This is a genomic window from Streptomyces sp. NBC_01006, from assembly GCF_045162725.1.
GTDB lineage: Bacteria > Actinomycetota > Actinomycetes > Streptomycetales > Streptomycetaceae > Streptomyces.
This window is the reverse complement of record NZ_CP108700.1, coordinates 7742142-7761089: the sequence shown is the minus strand read 5'-3', so window position 1 is coordinate 7761089 and position 18948 is coordinate 7742142. Positions and strand designations below refer to the sequence as shown.

13 protein-coding genes and 1 pseudogene are annotated in these 18948 nt (G+C 75.1%); 5 read left to right on the top strand and 9 right to left on the bottom strand.

The genetic code is table 11. The features are described 5' to 3' along the window. Positions 1-18 precede the first annotated feature (18 nt). From OG509_RS35370 to OG509_RS35355, 4 genes are all read right to left on the bottom strand, one after another. Positions 19-3894, bottom strand: a complete 3876-nt coding sequence (locus OG509_RS35370; RefSeq protein ID WP_406186650.1) for a DUF5682 family protein — start codon at positions 3892-3894, stop codon at positions 19-21. Beyond that, complete coding sequence (locus OG509_RS35365) at positions 3891-5054, bottom strand: AAA family ATPase (protein WP_406186649.1); 1164 nt, start codon at positions 5052-5054, stop codon at positions 3891-3893. Before OG509_RS35365 ends, OG509_RS35370 begins: the two co-directional genes overlap by 4 nt. Before the next feature lie 64 nt (positions 5055-5118). Continuing rightward, positions 5119-10077: a DNA-binding protein gene (locus OG509_RS35360; protein ID WP_406186648.1), complete on the bottom strand. Its 4959-nt coding sequence runs from the start codon at positions 10075-10077 to the stop codon at positions 5119-5121. Next, complete coding sequence (locus OG509_RS35355) at positions 10074-10943, bottom strand: DUF4132 domain-containing protein (RefSeq protein ID WP_406186647.1); 870 nt, start codon at positions 10941-10943, stop codon at positions 10074-10076. Before OG509_RS35355 ends, OG509_RS35360 begins: the two co-directional genes overlap by 4 nt. A 272-nt stretch (positions 10944-11215) precedes the next feature. Here OG509_RS35355 and OG509_RS35350 point away from each other — a divergent pair, with 272 nt between their 5' ends. Then, the gene (locus OG509_RS35350) at positions 11216-11941 is read left to right on the top strand and encodes an HNH endonuclease family protein (RefSeq protein ID WP_406186646.1); all 726 of its coding nucleotides are present in this window, start codon (positions 11216-11218) and stop codon (positions 11939-11941) included. Continuing rightward, a complete protein-coding gene (locus OG509_RS35345) occupies positions 11938-12261 on the top strand; it encodes a hypothetical protein (protein WP_406186645.1) in 324 nt (107 codons plus the stop codon). Before OG509_RS35350 ends, OG509_RS35345 begins: the two co-directional genes overlap by 4 nt. A gap of 27 nt (positions 12262-12288) precedes the next feature. Here OG509_RS35345 and OG509_RS35340 read toward each other — a convergent pair whose 3' ends face one another. The 3 genes and pseudogenes from OG509_RS35340 to OG509_RS35330 all read right to left on the bottom strand — a co-directional run. Further along, positions 12289-12822, bottom strand: a complete 534-nt coding sequence (locus OG509_RS35340; protein ID WP_406186644.1) for a GNAT family N-acetyltransferase — start codon at positions 12820-12822, stop codon at positions 12289-12291. Positions 12823-12910: 88 nt separating this feature from the next. Next, complete coding sequence (locus OG509_RS35335) at positions 12911-13855, bottom strand: isopenicillin N synthase family dioxygenase (protein WP_406186643.1); 945 nt, start codon at positions 13853-13855, stop codon at positions 12911-12913. A gap of 163 nt (positions 13856-14018) precedes the next feature. Further along, positions 14019-14222, bottom strand: a pseudogene (locus OG509_RS35330) (hypothetical protein); the annotation flags it as partial. A 32-nt stretch (positions 14223-14254) separates the two neighbouring features. On the opposite strand from OG509_RS35330, the gene OG509_RS35325 reads away from it, so the two are divergent. Further along, complete coding sequence (locus OG509_RS35325) at positions 14255-14638, top strand: hypothetical protein (RefSeq protein WP_406186642.1); 384 nt, start codon at positions 14255-14257, stop codon at positions 14636-14638. Then, a complete protein-coding gene (locus OG509_RS35320) occupies positions 14566-14979 on the top strand; it encodes a peptidase inhibitor family I36 protein (RefSeq protein WP_406186641.1) in 414 nt (137 codons plus the stop codon). Before OG509_RS35325 ends, OG509_RS35320 begins: the two co-directional genes overlap by 73 nt. 21 nt (positions 14980-15000) lie before the next feature. Here the strand turns inward: OG509_RS35320 and OG509_RS35315 are convergent, their stop codons facing one another. After that, positions 15001-16074, bottom strand: coding sequence for a GNAT family N-acetyltransferase (locus OG509_RS35315; RefSeq protein ID WP_406186640.1), 1074 nt, complete (start codon positions 16072-16074; stop codon positions 15001-15003). A gap of 182 nt (positions 16075-16256) precedes the next feature. Between OG509_RS35315 and OG509_RS35310 the strand changes: the two genes are divergently transcribed. Then, on the top strand, positions 16257-17408 hold the full coding sequence (locus OG509_RS35310; RefSeq protein WP_406186639.1) for a serine hydrolase domain-containing protein: 1152 nt from the start codon (positions 16257-16259) through the stop codon (positions 17406-17408). Positions 17409-17436: 28 nt separating this feature from the next. On the opposite strand, the gene OG509_RS35305 is transcribed toward OG509_RS35310, so the two are convergent. Continuing rightward, entirely contained in the window at positions 17437-18804 is a 1368-nt protein-coding gene (locus tag OG509_RS35305) for a M64 family metallopeptidase (protein WP_406186638.1), read from the bottom strand. Positions 18805-18948: the final 144 nt, after the last annotated feature.

Below are 18948 nucleotides of genomic sequence, written 5' to 3'. Positions count from 1 at the left end.
CCTTACTCGACTCACTGCTCAACGGGGTTCTCCACGGAGGCGGTCGCCCACCCAACGGGCGAGGGCGAGCGGGCTGAGGGCGGCCACCGGCATTCCGGCCGCGACGAGCTGCCGGGCGACGGGAACCGAGTACCGGGGCGCGCCGGCGTCGTCGAGCGCGGCGCAGCCCAGCAGATGGGCTCCGGACGCGGCCAGCGCGCGGACCTCCCCGAGGAGCCCGCCGATCGGCGCGCCCTCCTCGAAGTCGCTGACCACGACGACGAGCGTCCGGCTCGGCACGGTGATCAGGGAGCGGGCGTGGGCCAGACCCGCCGCGATGTGCGTACCGCCCCCGACGCGGACCTCCAGCAGCAGCGAGAGCGGGTCCTCGACCCGGTCGGTGAGGTCCACGACCTGGGTGGAGAAGGCCAGGAAGTGAGTGGACAGGGTCGGCACACCGCCGAGGACTGCGGCCGTGAGGGCCGACCAGATGACCGAGGCCTCCATGGATCCGGAGACGTCGACGACCAGGATCAGCCGCCAGTCGGCCTCGCGGCTGACCCGGGTGCTGAACACGGGCCGTTCGGGGACGACGACCACCCGGCCGTCTCCGAGGCGGCGGGTGTGGGCGAGGTTGGCGCGCAGGGTCCGGGCCAGGTCGAGCCTGCCGCCGGGGCGGCGGGTGGGGCGCGGGGTGGCGAGGCCGGAGAGCGCCGGGCGCAGCCGGGTGGCGAGCTCCTTGGCGAGTTCGTCGACCAGCCGCCTGACCAGGGGCCGCAGCCGGGCGAGTTGGCCCTCCGGCATACCGCCGGCCAGCGACAGCACGGAACTCAGGAGTTCCACCGAGGGGCGGACGGCCGCCGGGTCGAGCTGGCTCAGCACGTCGGCGCGGCCTGCGTCGGCCGCGTCGGCGAGCACCTCCTCGCGTACGTCGGCGCCGAAGAGCGCTTCGAGCTCCTGCGACCATTCGCGGGCCGTGGGGAAGGAGGCCTCCCGGCCGCCGCCGCTGCCCCGGCCGCCCTCAAGGTCGGCGGAGCCTTCGCCGCGGCCGTTCCCGTACAGCTCGTCGAGGGCCTGCGCGTAGCGCCGGGCGCCGGCGGGGAGCCGGTCGCGCTGGCGGCCGAGCAGCAGGCGCCAGCGGTCGGCGGGGGCCAGCCGGTGGTCGCCGCGCAGGGGCGCGGGTACGGGCGTTGCGGATGGTCCGGACGGTACGGGTGCCTCCGGCACGGCGCCCGGTCCGAGTTCGGGTCCGGGAGCCGCACTGCCCCCGATCGGCAGCCCAGCGAGGGCCTTGAGCGCGGCGGCGCCGGCGGCGTCCGCGGCGGCCCACAGGGCGAGCAGCGCCGGTGGCGCGTCGAGCGACAGGTCGAGGCGGTCGCCGAGCCGCTCGGTGACGGTGTCCAGCAGCCGTTCGCGAGCGGCCGGGGCGAGTACGTCGAACCCGCCGCGCAGCGCCGGGAGCCGGTCCAGGAACTCCTGGTCGGCGAGGGCGTCGATGCGGTCCAGGACCGGGGTGAGGGCGGCCGCGGAGGACTGGAGCAGCGGTCCGGCGGCGGCCAGGACGCCGCCGAGGCGGCGGGCGAGGGAGCGCCGGCCGTCGGGGGTGCCGGCGCCGTCGATCCACCCGGCGGCCCGGTCTCCGAGACCCGCGGCCGGGTCCAGATCGAGCAGGACCCGTACGGCCAGTGCCGCGCCCTGCATCAACGGGGAGGCGGTGGCGGCCAGTTCCGCCAGGGCGGCGTCCATCCGCAGGCCCAGGTGCAGGGCGGCGGCCCGGTCGGCGAGGGCCACGAGGGCCCGCGCGTCGGCGGGGTCCTCGCTGCCGGCGAGGCCGGGCAGGGACCGTACGGCGGCTTCGAGCAGCCGGCCGGTGAGCGCGGTCGCGGCGGCGCGGGATCCCTCGGAGGTACCGGGGAAGTGTCCGCGGGAGAGCCCCTCCAGGAGGTCCAGCGACTCCAGGAGTTCCGACAGGGTCGCGGTCTGCGGAAGGGTCTCGGCGGCTTCCTCCAGCCGTACGTCGACCAGCTCGGGCAGGTCGCACCGCGCGGCGGCGGCCAGGCCGGTGAGGATCCGGGCCGGGGTCGGCCCGCCCTCGGCGGCGGCCCGCCGGGCGGTGTCGCGCAGCGTCCCGGCGGCGGCCTGGGCCGCGGTGACTCCGCGGACGCCGGCCAGGTCGAGGCGGGCCGGGACGGAAGGGGTCCAGGTCAGCCGCCACTTGGTGCCGAGGGCGGTGCCGTCGCCGGTGGATGCCACATCGAGGGGCTCCCCGTACGCGGCCCCGCAGACGGCCAGCCGCTGGAGCAGCACCTCGCGGCGGCGGTCGAGCGGGGAGCGGAGCGGGTCGAGGCGCACCTCGCGGGAGGCGGGGTCCTCGGGGCCGGGCAGCCGCAGCTCCGCGAGCTCGGCCTCGACGGAGGGGCCGAGTCCGGAGCGTGGGGCGTGCGGGGTGATCCGGCCGCGGCCGGTGCCGACGAGCACGGCCTCCAGAGCCCGGGCCAACGCCCGTCCCCGGCCGAGGAGTTCACCCTGGCCGAGCACGGTGGTGACGGCTTCGAGGAGCTCGCCCCGGCCGGGGGCGGGCAGCCCGCGCAGGACGGCCAGGTCGCAGGCGAGCCGCAGCGTCTCGGCGGCCTCGCCGGTCCCGCCGGTGTGCCCGGCGCGGCGCAGCTCCCGGCAGATGCCGGTGACGGCGACGGATGCGGCATCACGCACCCGCACGGCATCCCCGCCGGCCCGGAGCACTTCCTGCTGCCACAGCGGATCCCGGATCCCGGCGGGGTATCCGGAGCGGGAGTCGAGCAGATCGAACGAGTAGGGCACGAGGGAGGTCACCGCCCCGCCGGCCTCGCCCGCTCCCCGGACGCCCGCCGCGGAAGCGAGCGCCTGCACGGCCGAAGCATCGGCACCAGGCGCCACCACGCCGGACACCGTGCTCCCCGGAGCAGCAGCCGCACCCGCACGAGACCCAGGCACCCGCGCCTGATCCGCAGCCGGCACCGCGGCACCCGCCGGGCCGTCAGCCCGGCTTGCGCCCACGACCCCCGGGGCTGTGGCCGAACCGGGCGCGGCGGCGAGTTGCGGGTCGGCGGCGGTGAGGAGTGCCGGGGCGTGGAAGGCGCCGATGAGGGCGGCGACCCTTCGGCCGCCGGACGCGGCGGCGTTGAGGACGGCGCGCATATGAGCCTCGCGGGCGAGGTCGGTCGCGGGGACCGGGCCGTCCTGGCGCAGGGCCCAGCCCACGCCCAGCGCGGCCCGCCGGACGGCTTCCGGCGTACATCCGGGGGCCAGTACCTCCACGGCCCGGTCCCACAGGTCGTCGCCGTCGCGCCCGCTGCCGGATGCGCTCAGCGCGTCCGCGTACGCGCTGCGGCCCATCGGGGCCGAGTCCCCGGACCGGGCGGTCCAGCCGGGGTCGGTCAGGGGGAGGTCGCAGCAGCGGACCTCCACCCCGCGCGCACGCGCCCAGCGGATCGCCGCCAGCTCCGGGGAGAAGTCCGCGAACGGGTAGAACGCGAGCCCGCCCTCCCGGCCCGTGCCCGCCAGGGCGACCGGGGCGACGGTCTCGGGGTCCGCCAAGTGCTCCAGCCACGGCTGGAAGTCGGCCGGCAGCTCGATGCACACCACCTCCGCCTCCGCGGCGTCCAGCAACGCCGGAACCACCGCCGCCAGCGCGGGGCTGTGGTGCCGTACGCCCAGCAGGTACGGCGCCCGCGACGCGGCGAGCCCGTCCACGACGGTCCGCGGGTCGGCTCCCGGCGTCTGCGGGGCTCGCGCCGCCTCCGCCGCGCCCGGACCGCCGCGCGAGCCGGCCGCACGGTCGGCGCCCGGCGACGGGGCGGCGAGCGCAGCCGGAGCACCGGCGGCCGGCGGGTCGGCGAGGGCGGTGGGCTCGGTGCGGTCGTCAGGGGCCGTCATCGGAGGTTCCCGCGGAGGTCCCACAGGCGGCGCCACATCGCCGAGCCGTCCTCGGCGCGGCGGCGGACCGGGCCGTCCCAGTAGCCCAGCAGGCGGCCGTGGTCGGCCGGGTCGTCCTTGCGGACCACGCCGAGCAGGTGCCCCGGCAGCAGGTCCAGTACGTCGCCGCCCGGCAGGTACGCCGCGGCCACGCCCAGCGAGGCCGCCACCTGGACCGCCTCGGCCGTGGACATGACCGTACCGGGCCGTTCCACGTCCCAGCCCTCGGCCGAGCGCCCCGAGCGCAGGTCCCGGAAGACCGTGACCAGCGCGTCCAGCACCGCGTCGTCCACTGCGAACGCCGCGCCCGCCCGCTGCACCGCGGCCACGGCCTGGCGGCGGATCAGCGTGGCCTCGGCGTCCGCGTCCGCGATCGGCGCCACGGTCTCGAAGTTGAAGCGCCGCTTGAGGGCGGCGGACATCTCGGAGACCCCGCGGTCCCGCAGGTTGGCGGTGGCGATGACGGTGAACCCGGGGGCCGCGGAGACCACCGCATCCTCGGTGGCGGTCAGTTCGGGCACGCTCACCCGCCGGTCGGACAGGATCGACACCAGCGCGTCCTGCACCTCGGGCAGGCAGCGGGTGATCTCCTCGACCCGCACCACCCGCCCGGTCCGCATGGCGGAGAGCACCGGGGAGTCGACGAGCGCCTGGGAGGTGGGGCCCTGGGCGAGCAGCAGGGCGTAGTTCCAGCCGTAGCGGAAGGCGTCCTCCGTCGTACCGGCCGTGCCCTGCACGGTGAGCGCGCTGGTGCCACAGACGGCGGCGGCCAGCAGCTCGGACAGCATCGACTTCGCGGTGCCGGGCTCGCCGGTGAGCAGCAGGCCGCGCTCCCCGGCGAGCGTGACGACGCAGCGCTCGACCAGGGCGCGTTCGCCCACGAACTTCGGGGCGATCGCCAGCTTGGCCGGGAGCCCGGCGGGCCGGCGGCCCGGCAGGGCCAGTTCCGCTCCCTCGCTGCCGCACACGAAGGTGACGACGGCGCGCGGGGTGAGCGCCCAGCCGGGCGGGCGGGGGCCGGTGTCCTGGGCGGCGAGGAAGGTGAGTTCGGCGGCGTACCGCTCCTCGGCGGGCAGCGATTGCCGGGCAGGGCTCTGAACGGGTGTGTCGGTCAGGGTCATGACGTGGTGTTTCCTTCGCAAGTTACGGGCGTACGGGCCTACGGGGTGCCGGCCGGCTCGGGCGTCAGCGGCGGCGGGCGCGGGTGCGCTTGACCTTCAGGGCCTCGAAGCGCGGTACGTCGCCCTCGCGGACCCGCTGCCAGGCCCGCCGGTAGAGGTCCGCGGCCGGCTCGTCCGGCACCAGCACCCCGAGCACCGGCTGCCCGCCCGGGGCCAGCCCGTACATCGGCAGCTTCCACAGCTCCACCGGCAGCACCGGCGAGGCCATCTCCGCCCAGCCGCCCGGCAGGAACAGCGAGCGTCCGGCCCGGGTCCGGGAGGCCGTCACCACCAGTTCGGTGGCGGCCAGTTCGGCGCGGGCGGCCTTCATCCTGGCCGGCTTCCAGCCCGTCCAGCGCGCCAGGTTGCGGTCGGTGGGGTCGGGCATGGCGAGCAGTGCCAGGTACACGGCGGCCGCGTCCGCGCCCAGGCCGTGCGCCTCGCGGACCTCCGCCACCAGCTCGGGCACCGAGCGGCTCGGGTCCTGCGGCCACCATGTGCCGTCCTTGTCGGCGGCCCCTGCCGCCGGGGCGCCCGGATCCGCCAGGAGAGCCGCGAACCGCGCGTCGTGGACGGCCCGCAGCGCCGTCTCCACCGGCGACGGCTGCTGGTCCTCGCCGCGCAGCGCCGGCAGGTACGGGTCGGAGCCGGTCGAGTCGAGCAGGGCCGTCCGCAGGGCGGGCTTGGGCCGGTCGTCCGCGGTGGCCATGACCACCGCGCCGTACCGCTCGTAGCCCTCGCCCGTCTCGGTCGGCGTGCCCGCGGCCTTCCGGAAGTCCGGCAGGCTGGTGAAGTGCCCGATGCTGAGCATCAGTTCGGGCGCGGCCAGCCGCTGTCGTACCGCGGTCAGGGCGGGCGGCAGCGCGGCCCGCAGGGGGTCCCCGGCGGGCAGCCGGTGGGCCGCCCAGGCCGTCAGGGTCAGCGCGCCGGTCAGGACGGTCGAGGTGAAGGGCTCGTCGGCCGGTTCGCGGGGCTCGACGTGGTCCCCCTTCACCTCCCAGGCGACGTCCACGCTCAAGGGGCGCGACTGCGCCGGGCCGAGGATCGCGGCCAGCGCCCGGTGCGTCGACCAGCCGGTGCGCGCGGCGCGCGTGGCCTCGGCGAGCAGCCACTCGGGCACGGGCGTACGACGGCCCACGAGACGGTTCCACGCCTGCGCGGCGGCGGCCACGTCCGGACCTTCGGTCCACAGCCGCGCCGGATCGGCGGGCAGCAGCGCGGCGACGACCTCGCGCCGCACCTCGATCTGGAGGCTCTTGAGCTCGGACCGGGCGTGCTTCGCGTCGGCCGCCTTGACGCCGAGGGCGGTGCGCAGTTCGGCCGGCAGGAAATGGTGCTCGTAGCTGTCGATGTTGGGCAGGCCGGCCAGCAGCAGCCGCGCGAGGGTGCTGGAAACGCCCGTGAGCCGGGCGAACTCCTCGGCGGCTTCGGGGAAGAACGGCGCCGTCCCGCGTCCGGCGGCCTCGGCCAGGAAGGCCGTCAGCCAGCCGGGGCCGCGCTCCCGGTCGCCGAGGGGGGCATCACCGCGCACGGCGTAGGGGCCGGGCACGGCGAAGCGGCCGGCGGGGTCGTACAGCAGAGCCCCGAACTCGTGTCCGTCGGGTACGGACACGCTGTGCTCGGTGAGGCCGAGGACGGCTCCGCCGCCGAGCGGGAGCAGGCTGCGGTGCGAGGTGTTGCGCTCGATGCCGTCGGGGGTGCGCAGGTGGCGCTGGTCGAGGTGGACCAGGACCCGGCGCCAGCGGTCGGCGGAGCCCTCCGCGGAGGCCAGCCCGAGCGCGTCCACCCGGCCCAGCAGGGTGCACAGGGCGGTCCGCTGCTCCTCGGTGGTACCGGCGGTGACGGCCCGGTACGCGATCGCCGCGGGCTGGTCCAGCAGCTGGGTGAACGGGAGCGCGGAGTACGGCAGTTCGGGCAGGTCGAAGTGGAGCCGGCCGGGGACCTCTTCGGCGCCCGTGTCGGCGGCCGCCCGGACCAGCCCGTCCAAGTAGCGGTAGGCGACGTCGCTCTGGGCGCCCCAGCGGTAGTACCCCGTGCCGACGAGCCCGTGCAGCGCGTCGGCGATCAGTTCGTCGGTGGGGCCTTCGGGCTGCCCGTCGGCCGCCGCACCCGAGTCGGGGTCCAGGCGGGCGGCGACCGCGTCCAGCGCCGCCTGCTGGACGAGGGCGAAGCGCAGCACCTCGACGATGCCCCCGATCAGCTGCGGGGCGGTGACCTGCGGCAGCGCCGCGCGGACCAGGTCGGGCAGGTCCGTGGCCGTCTCGGCGGCGCCGGCCGCCTTGAGCAGGATGCCGACCGACCCGCCGTCCGCGGCGCGCAGGGCGGCCGATCCCTCGGGATCGCGCGGGCGCAGCGCGTACCAGAAGGGGAGCGGCGGGAGTTCGACGCTGCCGGTGGCGAAGGCGGTGGTGCGGTAGTCGCTGCGCGACTGGGCGGTGACCACGCCGTCCGGGTCGCTGATGCTGAGCTCGCGCCAGCGGTGGGTCAGGGCGCGCGGCCGCTCGTCGCCGGGGAAGGTGAGCGCGGCGACGGGCATCTCGGCGCCCTCGGGCACGCTGACGCTGCGGCCGCCGGTGTCGGAGGCCTCCCAGCCCCGCCCGGGGACGCGTACGATGCGCCAGCCGAGCAGGCCGTCCGCGGGCGAGCCGAGGGCCGAGCCCTCGACGGCGGGCGCGGGCCGCAGCCAGCAGGACTGGGTGGGCACGGTGTTGCCGTCCCCGGGGTGGGCGCGCAGGGTGTCGGCGAGGAAGCCGGGCACCGAGAGCCGGCCGAGGGCGCCGCCGGCGGGGTCGTACTCGCGCCACCCGCCTTCGTGTTCCTGGTCGCGGTTCTGCCACACCCAGTACGAGGTCCCGTCGGACAGCAGCCTCCGCTCGCCCGGCAGTTTGGTGTCTCCGGCGTGCAGGACCCCGCCGCCGGTGGCGCGGCCGCCGCCGGGCAGGGGCAGGCTGATGTCCTCGGAGCGCAGGTTCCAATAGCCGCCGTCGACGTCGACGGTGAAGACGTTGCCGGGGTCGGTGTGCCAGTAGCCCTCGATGCCCCCGCTGCCGTAGTGGGCCCAGAAGACGAGCAGTTCGCCGTCGACGTAATGGAATCCGTACCGGCGTGCGTTGCTGCTCGCCGCCCGCAGGTCGTGGGTGAGCACGGTGGAGTCGGCGTCGATGACGCGGACCTGGGCGGAGTTGGCGACGATCAGGTGCGGCCAGGCCTCGACGACGGTCAGCCCGTGCCCGCCCTGGCCGGCGGGCGTCATCTCGGCGATCGCGGTCTCCCAGGCGGGCCAGGAGAGTTCCTCGAAGAGGCCGGTGCGCAGGGTACGGGCGAGGGTCTCGCCGAGGTCGGCGGAGGCGGCGAGAGCCACCTCCTCCCGGGCGAGTTCGAGGGCCTCGGCGGGCAGCCAGGTCAGCCGCCGGATGGCGTCCGGCAGTCCGGGCAGGCCCGCGGCGGTGGAGGCACCGGCCACCTCGTGCATCCACTCGGTGAGCATCGGGCGGCCGCCGGGCGAAGCGGCGAGCAGCCGCATGACCTCCACCGCGTGGCCGTCGCCGCCCAGGCCGTACGCGGCGCGCCCGAACGCGGGCCAAAAGCGCCGGTCGGCGGCGAGGGCGAGCAGGTCCCGCCGCTGGTCGGAGCGGGCCCAGTCGGCCAGGTTCAGCTGGTCGTGGCGCCGGCGCGACGTGGAGTCGGGCTCGGGGTCGGTGACCGGGATGTCCAGGGAGAGCAGCAGGTCCAGCAGGTCGGCGTCCTCGACGCCCACCTTCAGGCCCGCTTCGCGGCCGGGCTCGGCGAGTTCGGCGCGCAGCCGGTCGGCGGCGCGGACGACGAGGTCGAGCAGGGCGGGCAGCGTGGGGCGCGAGCCCCAGCCGGTGTGCCGGGCGGCGTGGAAGCGCTCCAGCCAGCCGGCGGCGCCGTCGGAGCAGCGCTCCTCGGCGGGCAGGTCGGCGCGGACCAGCCCGTCGGTGGCGCCGGATTCCTCCAGCAGGCCGAGCCACAGCGCGGGGAGTTCGCCGTCCCCGCCGCCGGGCGGCATCAGACCGAGCAGGGTGCCCCGTACGGACGGCACCCGGCGGGCCAGCGCGACGAGCGCGGTGCGGTGGGCCTTCCACCAGCCGTACGCGGCGCGCAGCGTGGCCGGCAGCGGGAGCAGCTCGGCGAGGTACTCCTGCTCGGCCTCGGTGCCGGTCAGGCCGGCGGCGCGGGCGAGGCGGCGCAGCTCGGTCGCGGCCTGCGCGGAGGGCGGCAGTCCGCCCGCCGTGCGCCGCACGCACAGCCGGCGGAAGCGCTCGTGGGCCTCGGCGGGGCTGACGCGGGCGGACAGCTCCTTGGCGTAGCCGGTGAGCACCTTCACCGGGAGGGCGCCGACCAGGGCGAATTCGAGGAACACGCCGTCGAGTCGGTCCTCGTCGACGGCCAGGCCGTGCTGGGCCTCGCTGGTCCGGGCACGGCCGAACAGCTGGGCGGCGTACGTGGTGTTCTCGACGGCGAGGAAGATGCGGGCGGCCTGCTCGTAGAAGACGGGCAGGAAGTGCGGGACGGCGGCGCCGAGCCGGCCGGCCAGTTCGTGGCAGGCGTCGAGGGCGGCCTTGGGCTTGGTCCTGGCCGTCCGGGCGAGCCGGTCGAGTTCGGGGACCACGGCGAGGGCGTGGTGTCCGTCCTCCGGGTGGTGGACGAGGACCCATTCGGGGAAGCCGAGGGCCTGGCGCTGGCCGAGGCCGACCACGGGCGGCGCGCCCTCGGCCTCGTCGAGTACGAGTCCCAGGAAGCCGGCGGCGAGGTCCTCGGCCGGACCCAGTTCGGCGGCGGCGAGCCGGACGACGACACGGTCGTCGGGGAGGGCCGGGTGGCGGTAGGAGCGTGCGGTCAGGTCGACCGCCGAGGGGCCCGCGCCCTCGGTGCCGTTCGGCAGCACGGCGCCGGCCTTGAGCAGCAGTTCGGCCTCGGCCGCGGTGTCGTTCGTCCCCGTGGTGCTGGTGGTGGTGCTCATCGCGCGTCCCCGCCCTCTTCGATCTTGCGCCCGGCGTACAGCGCCGCGGCCATCCGCATTCCCTCGGACCAGGCGACCGGTCCGACCTCCGTCAGGCGCACCGCCCGGCCGTTCTCGTCGTGCCAGCTCAGGGCGCCGGTGCTCGTCTCGTCCTCGTAGTACGGCTCGCCGATCCAGACCGCCGCCTCGGTTCCCCCGCCGGTGTCGCGCACCTTGCAGGTCGCGTAGCCGCCGGAGACCCGGTAGCCGAGGCCCGTCGCCCGCGCGGCCAGGCCGAACCGGCTCGCGAAGACCCCGCCCGCGTAGTCCCGTACCTCGGTGGCGGTGGCCGCCAAGCCCTCGGGCTTCTCCCAGGTGGGCCGGTGGATCTGCTCGACGCGCTGCACGATGCGCAGTTCGGCCGCGAAGTCCCGTACGTCGTCCAGGTCGGGCAGCAGCACCGGATGGGGCAGGGTCACCGTGCGCGGGGAGAGCCGTACGGTCTCGCCGTCGAGGTTGACCACCTTCAGCTCGCCGGACGCGGTGGCGTCCCGCAGGAAGCCCACCTCGTCCGGGTCCTCGCCGACGACGGCCATGTCGCGCAGCGCGCTCTGCCAGGCCTCGTCCGGCCAGACCCGGGCGAGCAGCGCCGTCGGCACCGGCAGCGAGGAGACCATCCAGGTGTCCACCTGGGCGACGCAGGCGGCCTCGTGCCGCTCCAGCCATTCGGCGAGCCGGCGCAGCCGGTCCACCTCGGGATGGTCGCGCAGGGCCTTGGGCAGCGTCTTCAACTGCCGTCCCGCCGAGCGGCCGGTGGCGGATCGCACCGCCACCTTCCCTTCCACCAGGGCGATCTCGTACCCCTCGCCCGCCGCCAGCCATGCCATCAGTACGTGCCCCTCCGCCTGCCCTGTCCCGGATGCGCGCAGCGTCGACCAGGGCGGACGAATCCCCCCTGAGCTGCGGTATGTCGGGAGACTAGCGAGAGCCACTGACAACGCCCGCCTAGGGGCCCCGCTCGGCGCCCGGCCCGGCGGCCCGCCCGGCGCCTGGCTCGACGGCGGAGTGTCCGCGGCGGCTCGGTTGTCCGGTTGAATGTCCGGTTCTGGGTAGTCTTCCCGGGACAGTGTGCGGTGCGGGACCGGCTCGGGGTGGGTTCATGGGACGTCAGACACGTGTCCGGGGTGCGGTCCTGGCGGCGGCGGTGCTGCTGGCCGTGGCCGGGTGCTCGGGTACCGGCACCGCGCCGGGCAAGGACGCGAAGCCCTCGGCGGCCGGTACGTCGTCCTCCGCTCCGGGCGGCACGGACGCCAAACCCGCCTCGGGGGACGTACTGCCCGGCATGGTCGGCGTCCAGGCGGCCCGTACCCAGCTGGCCGCGCTGAAGGTCGCCCCGCCCGGGACCATGGCCGGCTACAGCCGGGCCAAGTTCACCCACTGGGCCGAGCAGGGCAACAAGTGCGACACCCGCGAGGTCGTCCTCAAGCGGGACGGCAAGGACGTGGCCCAGGACGCCGAGTGCAAGGCCGTCTCCGGTACCTGGAGGAGCCTGTACGACGGGGTCGTGGTCACGGAGGCGTCGAAGATGGACATCGACCACATGGTGCCGCTCGCCGAGGGCTGGCGCTCGGGCGCGGCCGGCTGGGACGCAGCGCAGCGCAAGGCCTTCGCGAACGACCTGACCCACCCCCAGCTGCTGTCGGTGACGGCGGCCTCGAACCGCTCGAAGGGGGACCAGAGCCCCGACCTGTGGCAGCCGCCGGACAAGTCGAGCTGGTGCCAGTACGGGCGGGCCTGGACCACCGTGAAATCCACGTACGGACTGACCGTGACCGAACCGGAGAAGAAGATGCTCGGAACGATGCTGGACAGCTGCGCGGGATGACCGGACGACAGCACATGGCCGGCCGGCAGCAGTGGTGCGACGAGGTCCTCGCCGGGCCCGGCGGGGCGATGACGGACGAGGTCGGCGTCATCACGGGCCCGCTGACCCTGCGCACGACGGCGCTGCCGGACGGCGCGCAGGTCCGGATCGAGGTCCAGTACAAGGACGCGGAGGAGTGGTACACGCTGACCGGCAGCCCGGTCCGCCACCACGGCGACCCGGCGGCCGTCCACGCCGCCGCCTTCGCCGCGATCCGCACGGGCCACGCCGCCGAAGCCCCGGCCCCGCCGCCTACGCCCTCGCCACGGCCCCCGGCCTGACCCGCCGCGGAAGGAAGGAGCCGGAGGTCAGCCCTCGTACTCCGTCAGGTCGATGCTGTGGACCTGGAGCAGGTGGCCGTTCTCCGGGTCCGTCGTGTCGAGGTCCAGCACCATGCCGAGCTTGCGGATCACGTTCTCGGACTCCTCGTGGCCCGACCGGTTCACCGCGATCACCCGGTCGAGGCCGCGGTCCTGCAGGGCGAACTCCAGGGAGGCCTGCGCCGCCTCGGAGGCGTAGCCCTGGCCCCAGTAAGGCCGGCCGAGCCGCCAGCTGATCGCGACGAAGTCCCGTGCCTCCGAGGGGGACTGCGCCACGGTCAGGCCGACCGCCCCGATCAGCTCGCCCGACGCCAGGAGCTCCACGGCGAAGAGCCCGAAGCCCTCCTCGTCCCACTCCTCCTCCCAGCGCTCGATCTCCTCGGCGGTCTCCTCCAAGTCGAGTGTGGAGCCGTCGCCGATCCAGCGCATGACGTCCGGGTCGGCGTTGATCTCAGAAAGGGGGACGAGGTCGTCGTCGGTCCAGCGGCGCAGGAGCAGGCGGGGGGTGCGGATCTCGGTCATGCCCCCCATCCTGCCGAACACCGCCGACCAGCGGTAATCGGGTCCGCCCGGGCGGCCGCCGGGGACCCGGTCGCCGCCCGCGAAGAGGTCAGGACACGGTGATCGCGTCCAGCTTCGCCCGCAGGTAGGCGTGGGAGTCCACCGGGTCGTGGACCACCCGCCCGACCGGGGCCGGGAGGGACTCGACCCGGGTGTGCGGGTCGCATTCGTAGAAGTAGACCAGCGAGACGAGCTCCTCGGCCGGTGCGTCGGCGGGCGGCGGCAGCACACGGTGGCGGCCTGCGCGCCAGCGGTCCCCCGTCCAGCGGGCCATCAGGTCGCCGATGTTCACGGTGAGCGCGGCCGGGTCGTACGGGGCGTCCTGCCAGCCGTCGGCGTCGGTGTGGATCTGGAGTCCGCCCGAGCCCGGCTCGCGGTCGAGGACCGTGACCGTCCCGAAGTCCGTGTGCGCCCCGATGCGGAACTGGCCCGGCAGGGGTTCGCCGAGCACCTCCGTGCCCGGGTACCAGTTGAGGTTGAACCCCCAGGTGGGATGCCCGGTGTGGCGGGTGAAGTGGTCGGCGGCAAGGCCGAGTGCGGTGGCGAGGAGCTCCAGCAGCTCGTCGGACAGGGCCCGCATCCGGGCGATGTACTCGACGGCCAGCGGCCCCAGCTCCGGTACCTCGGCCGGCCAGGCGTTCGGCCGGAACCACTCGGCGTCCACGGACGGGTTCCCGGTGGGCTCGTCCGCCGCGCAGGACCAGGACTCCTTGAGGTCGGGCGGAGAGGCAGCCCCCTCCGCGTAGCTGTTGGCCTCGGCGCCCGGTCCGAGCCAGCCGCGACCGCCGACCGCGACCGCGTACGGCTCCTTCGCCTCGGCCGGCAGCCGGAAGAACTCCTTGGCGGCCTCCCGGATCCGCGCGGGCAGCCCGGGATCCACCCCGTGCCCGGTGATCAGCAGGAACCCGGCGGCCTGGAGGGCCTCGTCGACGCGGGCGGCGATCCGCTCCCGCGCCCCGGCCCCACCGGACCGCCACGGCCCGAGGTCGATCACGGGAACCCGGGATCGAGCGGAAGCGGAGGAAGTCGGGGAAGGAGAGGAAGGGGAAGAGGGGGAAGAACTCGGTGGATCGGCTGAACTCGCCATCGGGACCTGCCTTCCGAGCCGGTGTCGGGCGTCCACCCCGAGGCTATCGCCACGCGCCCCCGCCCGGCCGCTATTGACGCTGCTCCAGCCCGCTGCACGGCGGCGAGTAGGCGACGTACGGCAGGTGCGCGGACCACTGGGCGCGGGTGATCCGCGGTCCGGTGTGTGCGCAGGCGTCGGCGATGACCCGCGCCTCGTCGGTCCCCGCCAGCCGGACGGTGGCATCGAAACCCCCGGAGGCCAGCACCGCGCCGTCGGGGCTGAAGGCGACCGAGCTGACGGCGGTGAGGGCAGTGGGCCGCGTGCATGCGGGAGGCGGGCCGCCCGTACGCGGGCCCCGACGCCTCCCGGCAGGCCGCGGCCCGGTTCGGCGAGAGCATGCCGCCGGCCGAGGCGGACGTGGCCGAGGCCGAACTGGCCGTCGTCGAAGCGACCTGCGCGGCCGGCACTCCGCTGGCCCTGGTCTCCCAGGCTCTGGACCACACCTACGGCGAACAACTCCGGGCCCAGCACCAGGAGGAGATCGCGCTCAAGTGGCGGCTCCAGAACGGCGCGCTGCCGATGGCGCGCCAGGTACAACACGGCACACCGAACCCAACGACCTTCCGGAGGATCCCATGCGTAAGTTCCGCACCCTGCTGCTCGCCGGCGCGCTCGCCGTACCGCTGCTGGCCGTTCCCGCGACCGTGACCGCCGCCGGCGCCGCCACGGCCGGCGCCGCCGGCGCGGCCGCGGACGGCAACTACTGGGTCTGGGAGGACACCAACCGCGGCGGCCACGCCTGCGGCTGGAGCGGCGACGACTCCGACTGGCGCACCTGCGGGGCCGGCGGCAACTTCAACATGAACGACCGGGCCTCGTCCTGGTGGAACAACGGGTACGCCGGCTCCTTCGGGGACGTGCGCGTCTACGAGAACATCGGCTACGGCGGTGCGTCCACCTGCGCCCCGAACGGCTCGGCCGGCAACATCCCGTGGGAGTGGAACGACCGCATCTCCTCCCACAAGTGGGTCACCAACTGCGGTTACTGAACAGCGGCCACCGAGCGGCGGCTACCGACCGGCCGCCCTCAGGGTGTAACGGGCTCCGCCGTCCTCGGTGGAGCCCGTCCGCTCGAAGCCCGCCCGGGCCAGCACGCCGTGGGAGGGCGCGTTGTCCGCGTCCACCCTGGCGTGCAGCGCGGTCACACCGGGCTGCGCGAAGGCCCAGGCGACCAAGCCCTTCAGCGCCTCGGTGACGTAGCCGTTGCCGCGGGCCGACGGTACGAGGTCGTAGCCGACCTCCGCGTTCCCCTCGGCGTCGGGGGCTCCGTGGAAGCCGATCCCGCCGATCGCGCGCCGGTCCTGCGTACGGACGACGGCGTACGCGCCCCAGCCCGCGCGGTGCGTACCCTCCTCCCGCGCCTTGGCCACCATCCCGGAGGCGACCCGGGTGCCCTCTCCGGGGCCGTCCTCGGCCCAGGCGAAGCCGCCGGTGCCGCCGCCGTGGAGGTCGCCGGCGACGAGCGGGGAGATCTCGCAGAGCACGACGCGTTCCGCGGTGATGGGTTCGGCGTACCAGCGCCACGCCGTGCGCTGGGGCAGGCCCGGGAGCTCGCCCCGGCCGGTCACCCACAGCAGCGTCGGCCACGGGGCGGCGATGTCGCGCGGCGCCTGGGGGAAGAGCCGGTCGAGTACCTGCTCGCAGAGGTCCGCGTCGGGCTCCCAGTCGTGGACGCCGAGAGCGGTCAGGATGTCGTGGGTGTGCAGCAGCGTCTCGACGATGCCCATCGCGGCGAATCCGTCCGGGCCCGCCATGCCGTACGGGTGCCAGGCCCGGACCTCGGGGTCGGTCACGGCCACGGCGGCGGACAGCAGGCCTCCGGTGGCCTCGATGACCTGGATCAGGCCGTCGGGGGTGGTGCCGGGGGCGGCGCTGATGACGAAGGGGGCGTACCCGCTGGTCGAGCGCCCGGTGAGCTGGGTGGCGTACCCGGCGAAATCGCTCGCCACGTGGACGGCGGTGTCGTAACAGCTCCACTCCAGGCCGGCCGCCGGGACGGACCAGTCGAGGTGGGCCACCCTCCTGAGCGCCTGTGCGGTGAGGGACACGGATCGGTCTACGGCTTCGGAGCCCATGATCGTCATGGCTCGCACCCTAGGACCGCCCCCCGCGCCCGGGCCACCGGATATCCGCCGGCCCCGCCTTCCGGTGGTGACCCTTCCGGTCGTCCGCCGCGCGTCGGCCGCGCGTCCGGCCGATGAATGCGCGGCGCTGCGGGAGTCTGTGAGAAGCAGGCATCCGGAGCGGGATCGGGAGAGGTGGAGTGATGAGCGACCTGCGCGACATCCTGGAACGGCACGTGAGCAGCGGATCGCTGCCCGGGGCGGTGGGCCTGGTGGCCCGCGGCGATCGGGTGGAGGTGGAGGCGGTCGGCTCGGCCGACGTCGAGGGCACGGCTCCGATGGTCCGGGACTCGATCTTCCGGATCGCCTCGATGACCAAACCCGTGACGGCCGTGGCCGCCATGACACTGGTCGAGGAGCGCCTGCTGGCCCTGGAGGACGAGATCGCGCCGTGGCTGCCGGAGCTGGCCTCGCCCCTCGTCGCCCGTACGCCCGAGAGCCCGCTCGACGACGTGGTGCCCGCCGACCGTCCGATCACCGTGTTCGACCTGCTCACCTCGCGCGCCGGGTACGGGTTCCCGTCCGACTTCTCGCTGCCCGCGGTCGCACCGCTGTTCGGCGAGCTGAAGCAGGGGCCGCCGCAGCCGCAGCAGACCGCGGCGCCGGACGTCTGGCTGAAGACGCTGTCGGGCATTCCGCTGCTGTACCAGCCGGGCGAGGCCTATCTGTACAACACCTGCTCCGACATCCTGGGCGTACTGATCGCCCGGGTCTCGGGGCAGTCCCTGCCCGAGTTCATGGCCGAGCGGATCTTCGAGCCGCTGGGCATGGCGGACACCGGGTTCTGCGTCCCGGCCGCCGACCTGGGCCGGTTCACGAGCCTCTACCGCGGGGGCGAGGGCGGCCTCGAACGGGCCGACGCCCCGCACGGGCAGTGGAGCAGCCTCCCGGCCTTCCCCTCCGGCGCCGGCGGCCTGGTCTCGACCGTCGACGACTGGTACGCGTTCGGCCGGATGCTGCTCGCGGAGGGCGCGCTCGACGGGGACCGGGGCCGGCTCCTGTCGGCCAAGTCGGTGCGGCGGATGACCACCGACTGGCTGACCCAGGCCCAGCGGGCCGCCGGCGAACTGTTCCTGGAGGGCCAGGGCTGGGGGTTCGGCGGCTCCGTGGACGTCACGACCCGCGATCCGTGGAACGTGCCGGGGCGGTACGGCTGGATCGGCGGCACCGGAACCGCCGGCCACGTCACCCCGTCCACCGGCGCCGTCTCCGTCCTGCTCACCCAGCGGGAGATGACCAGCCCGGCCGCGCCCGTCGTCATGCGCGATTTCTGGACGTACGCGGCCGAAGTCTGAGGCCCCCCGCACACTCGACCGGACCCTCCTAGAGGCGGACGCTCCAGTCGACCGTGGACTTCAGGGTCCGGGCGATCTTCGGGTCGCGGACCGAGGGGGTGCGGTCCTCGGCCGTGACCGACAGCTTGTGCGTGCGCAGGTCGAAGAGCCACAGCTCGGCGACCGCGACCTCGGTGCGGCCGGCGAACCGCTTCAGCTCGCGGCCGTCGAGGTACCAGCGGACGTCGACCTGCCGGCCGTCGGCACCGGCCAGCCGGGGTACGGAGACCTTCGCCGTGTTGCGCAGCCGCAGGGTGCGGCCGGTCGGGGTGAGCGGGGCGGCGGGCTTCGCGTGCTGGTAGAAGCCGGCGATCATCGCCTCGGTGCCGGGCAGGTTGAAGGGCTTGCCGAGCACCCGCATGATCGAGCTGTCGGTGGGCCGGTACAGGCCCTTGACGTAGTAGCCGCCGCCCTCGTACGCGCCGACCGTACCGCCGTCGGGTGATGCGGCGCCGAGCCAGCGGTACCACTTGGCCCGCTCGGCGGCCATCCGGTCGGCGGGCAGCGTGGAGGTGTTGGAGTCTGCGGGCTCGGGGCCCTCGTACTTCTCGTAGCCCGGGGTGTCCGGGTAGAAGTACTCGTCGGCGAGCTTGCCCAGGGAGTGGCCCGTCTCGTGGATGGCCACCTGACCGGATTTCGCGTTGCCCGCGGAGGCCGTCGATATCCCCTCGTAGCCGAGGGCGGCGCTGGGCTCGTTGTACCCGGCCCCGCCGTACTTGGCGCTGTTGGAGAGGACCAGGACCAGGTCGGCCGCCGGCGCCTTCGCCACGTACGCGTCCACCTTCGGCTGGTCGATGCAGAGCAGCCGCTCGATGTCCTCGCACCAGAAGTACGAGCCGAGGGCGGTGTCGCGGACGGTGGCCGGCGTGGGGTCGCCGGTGACGCCGGAGTCGTGGGAGACGGCGTCGACCGTCCAGACGTTGAAGAGGTTCCGGTACGTGGAGTACGGCTCGACGGCGGTGATCTCGGCCCATTTGGCCCGGGCGTCGGCGTGGAACCGGTCCTGCTCGGCGGCGGTGTAGCCGTCACCGATGACGACGATGTCGAGGCGGTCGGCGGTCGAGCCGTTGTCGACCAGCTTGGCGACCTCGCCGTCGGCCGCCCGCTCGGCTTCGGAGAGCTGCGGGGCCTTCTTCGCCTGCCCGGCGGCGGGGACGCGGACGTGGCCGGATCCGGCGGCCGTGCCGTCCTCGGGCCCGGGTATCTCCACCTCGGTCCCGGTCCCGGCCTTCACCGTTGAAGGTATCGGCGGCGGCGCCGCGGCGGCCGTGCCGAGCGGGCCCGCGGCCAGCAGCAGGGCCGTCGTACAGGCCGCGGCCAAGGCGGCGCGCAGCGTGAGGCGGAGGGACGCGTCCATGGAGTTCTCCCCGGGAAGAGGCCGGAAGTCACCGGAAGTTAAGCGGCTCGATAAGTACGCTGAACCGATTGCTTAAACTAGGGGGCGCACGGGACGTGCGCAATGGCCAGCCACCCCTGCACCATGGGGAGTTGGAGCAACCAG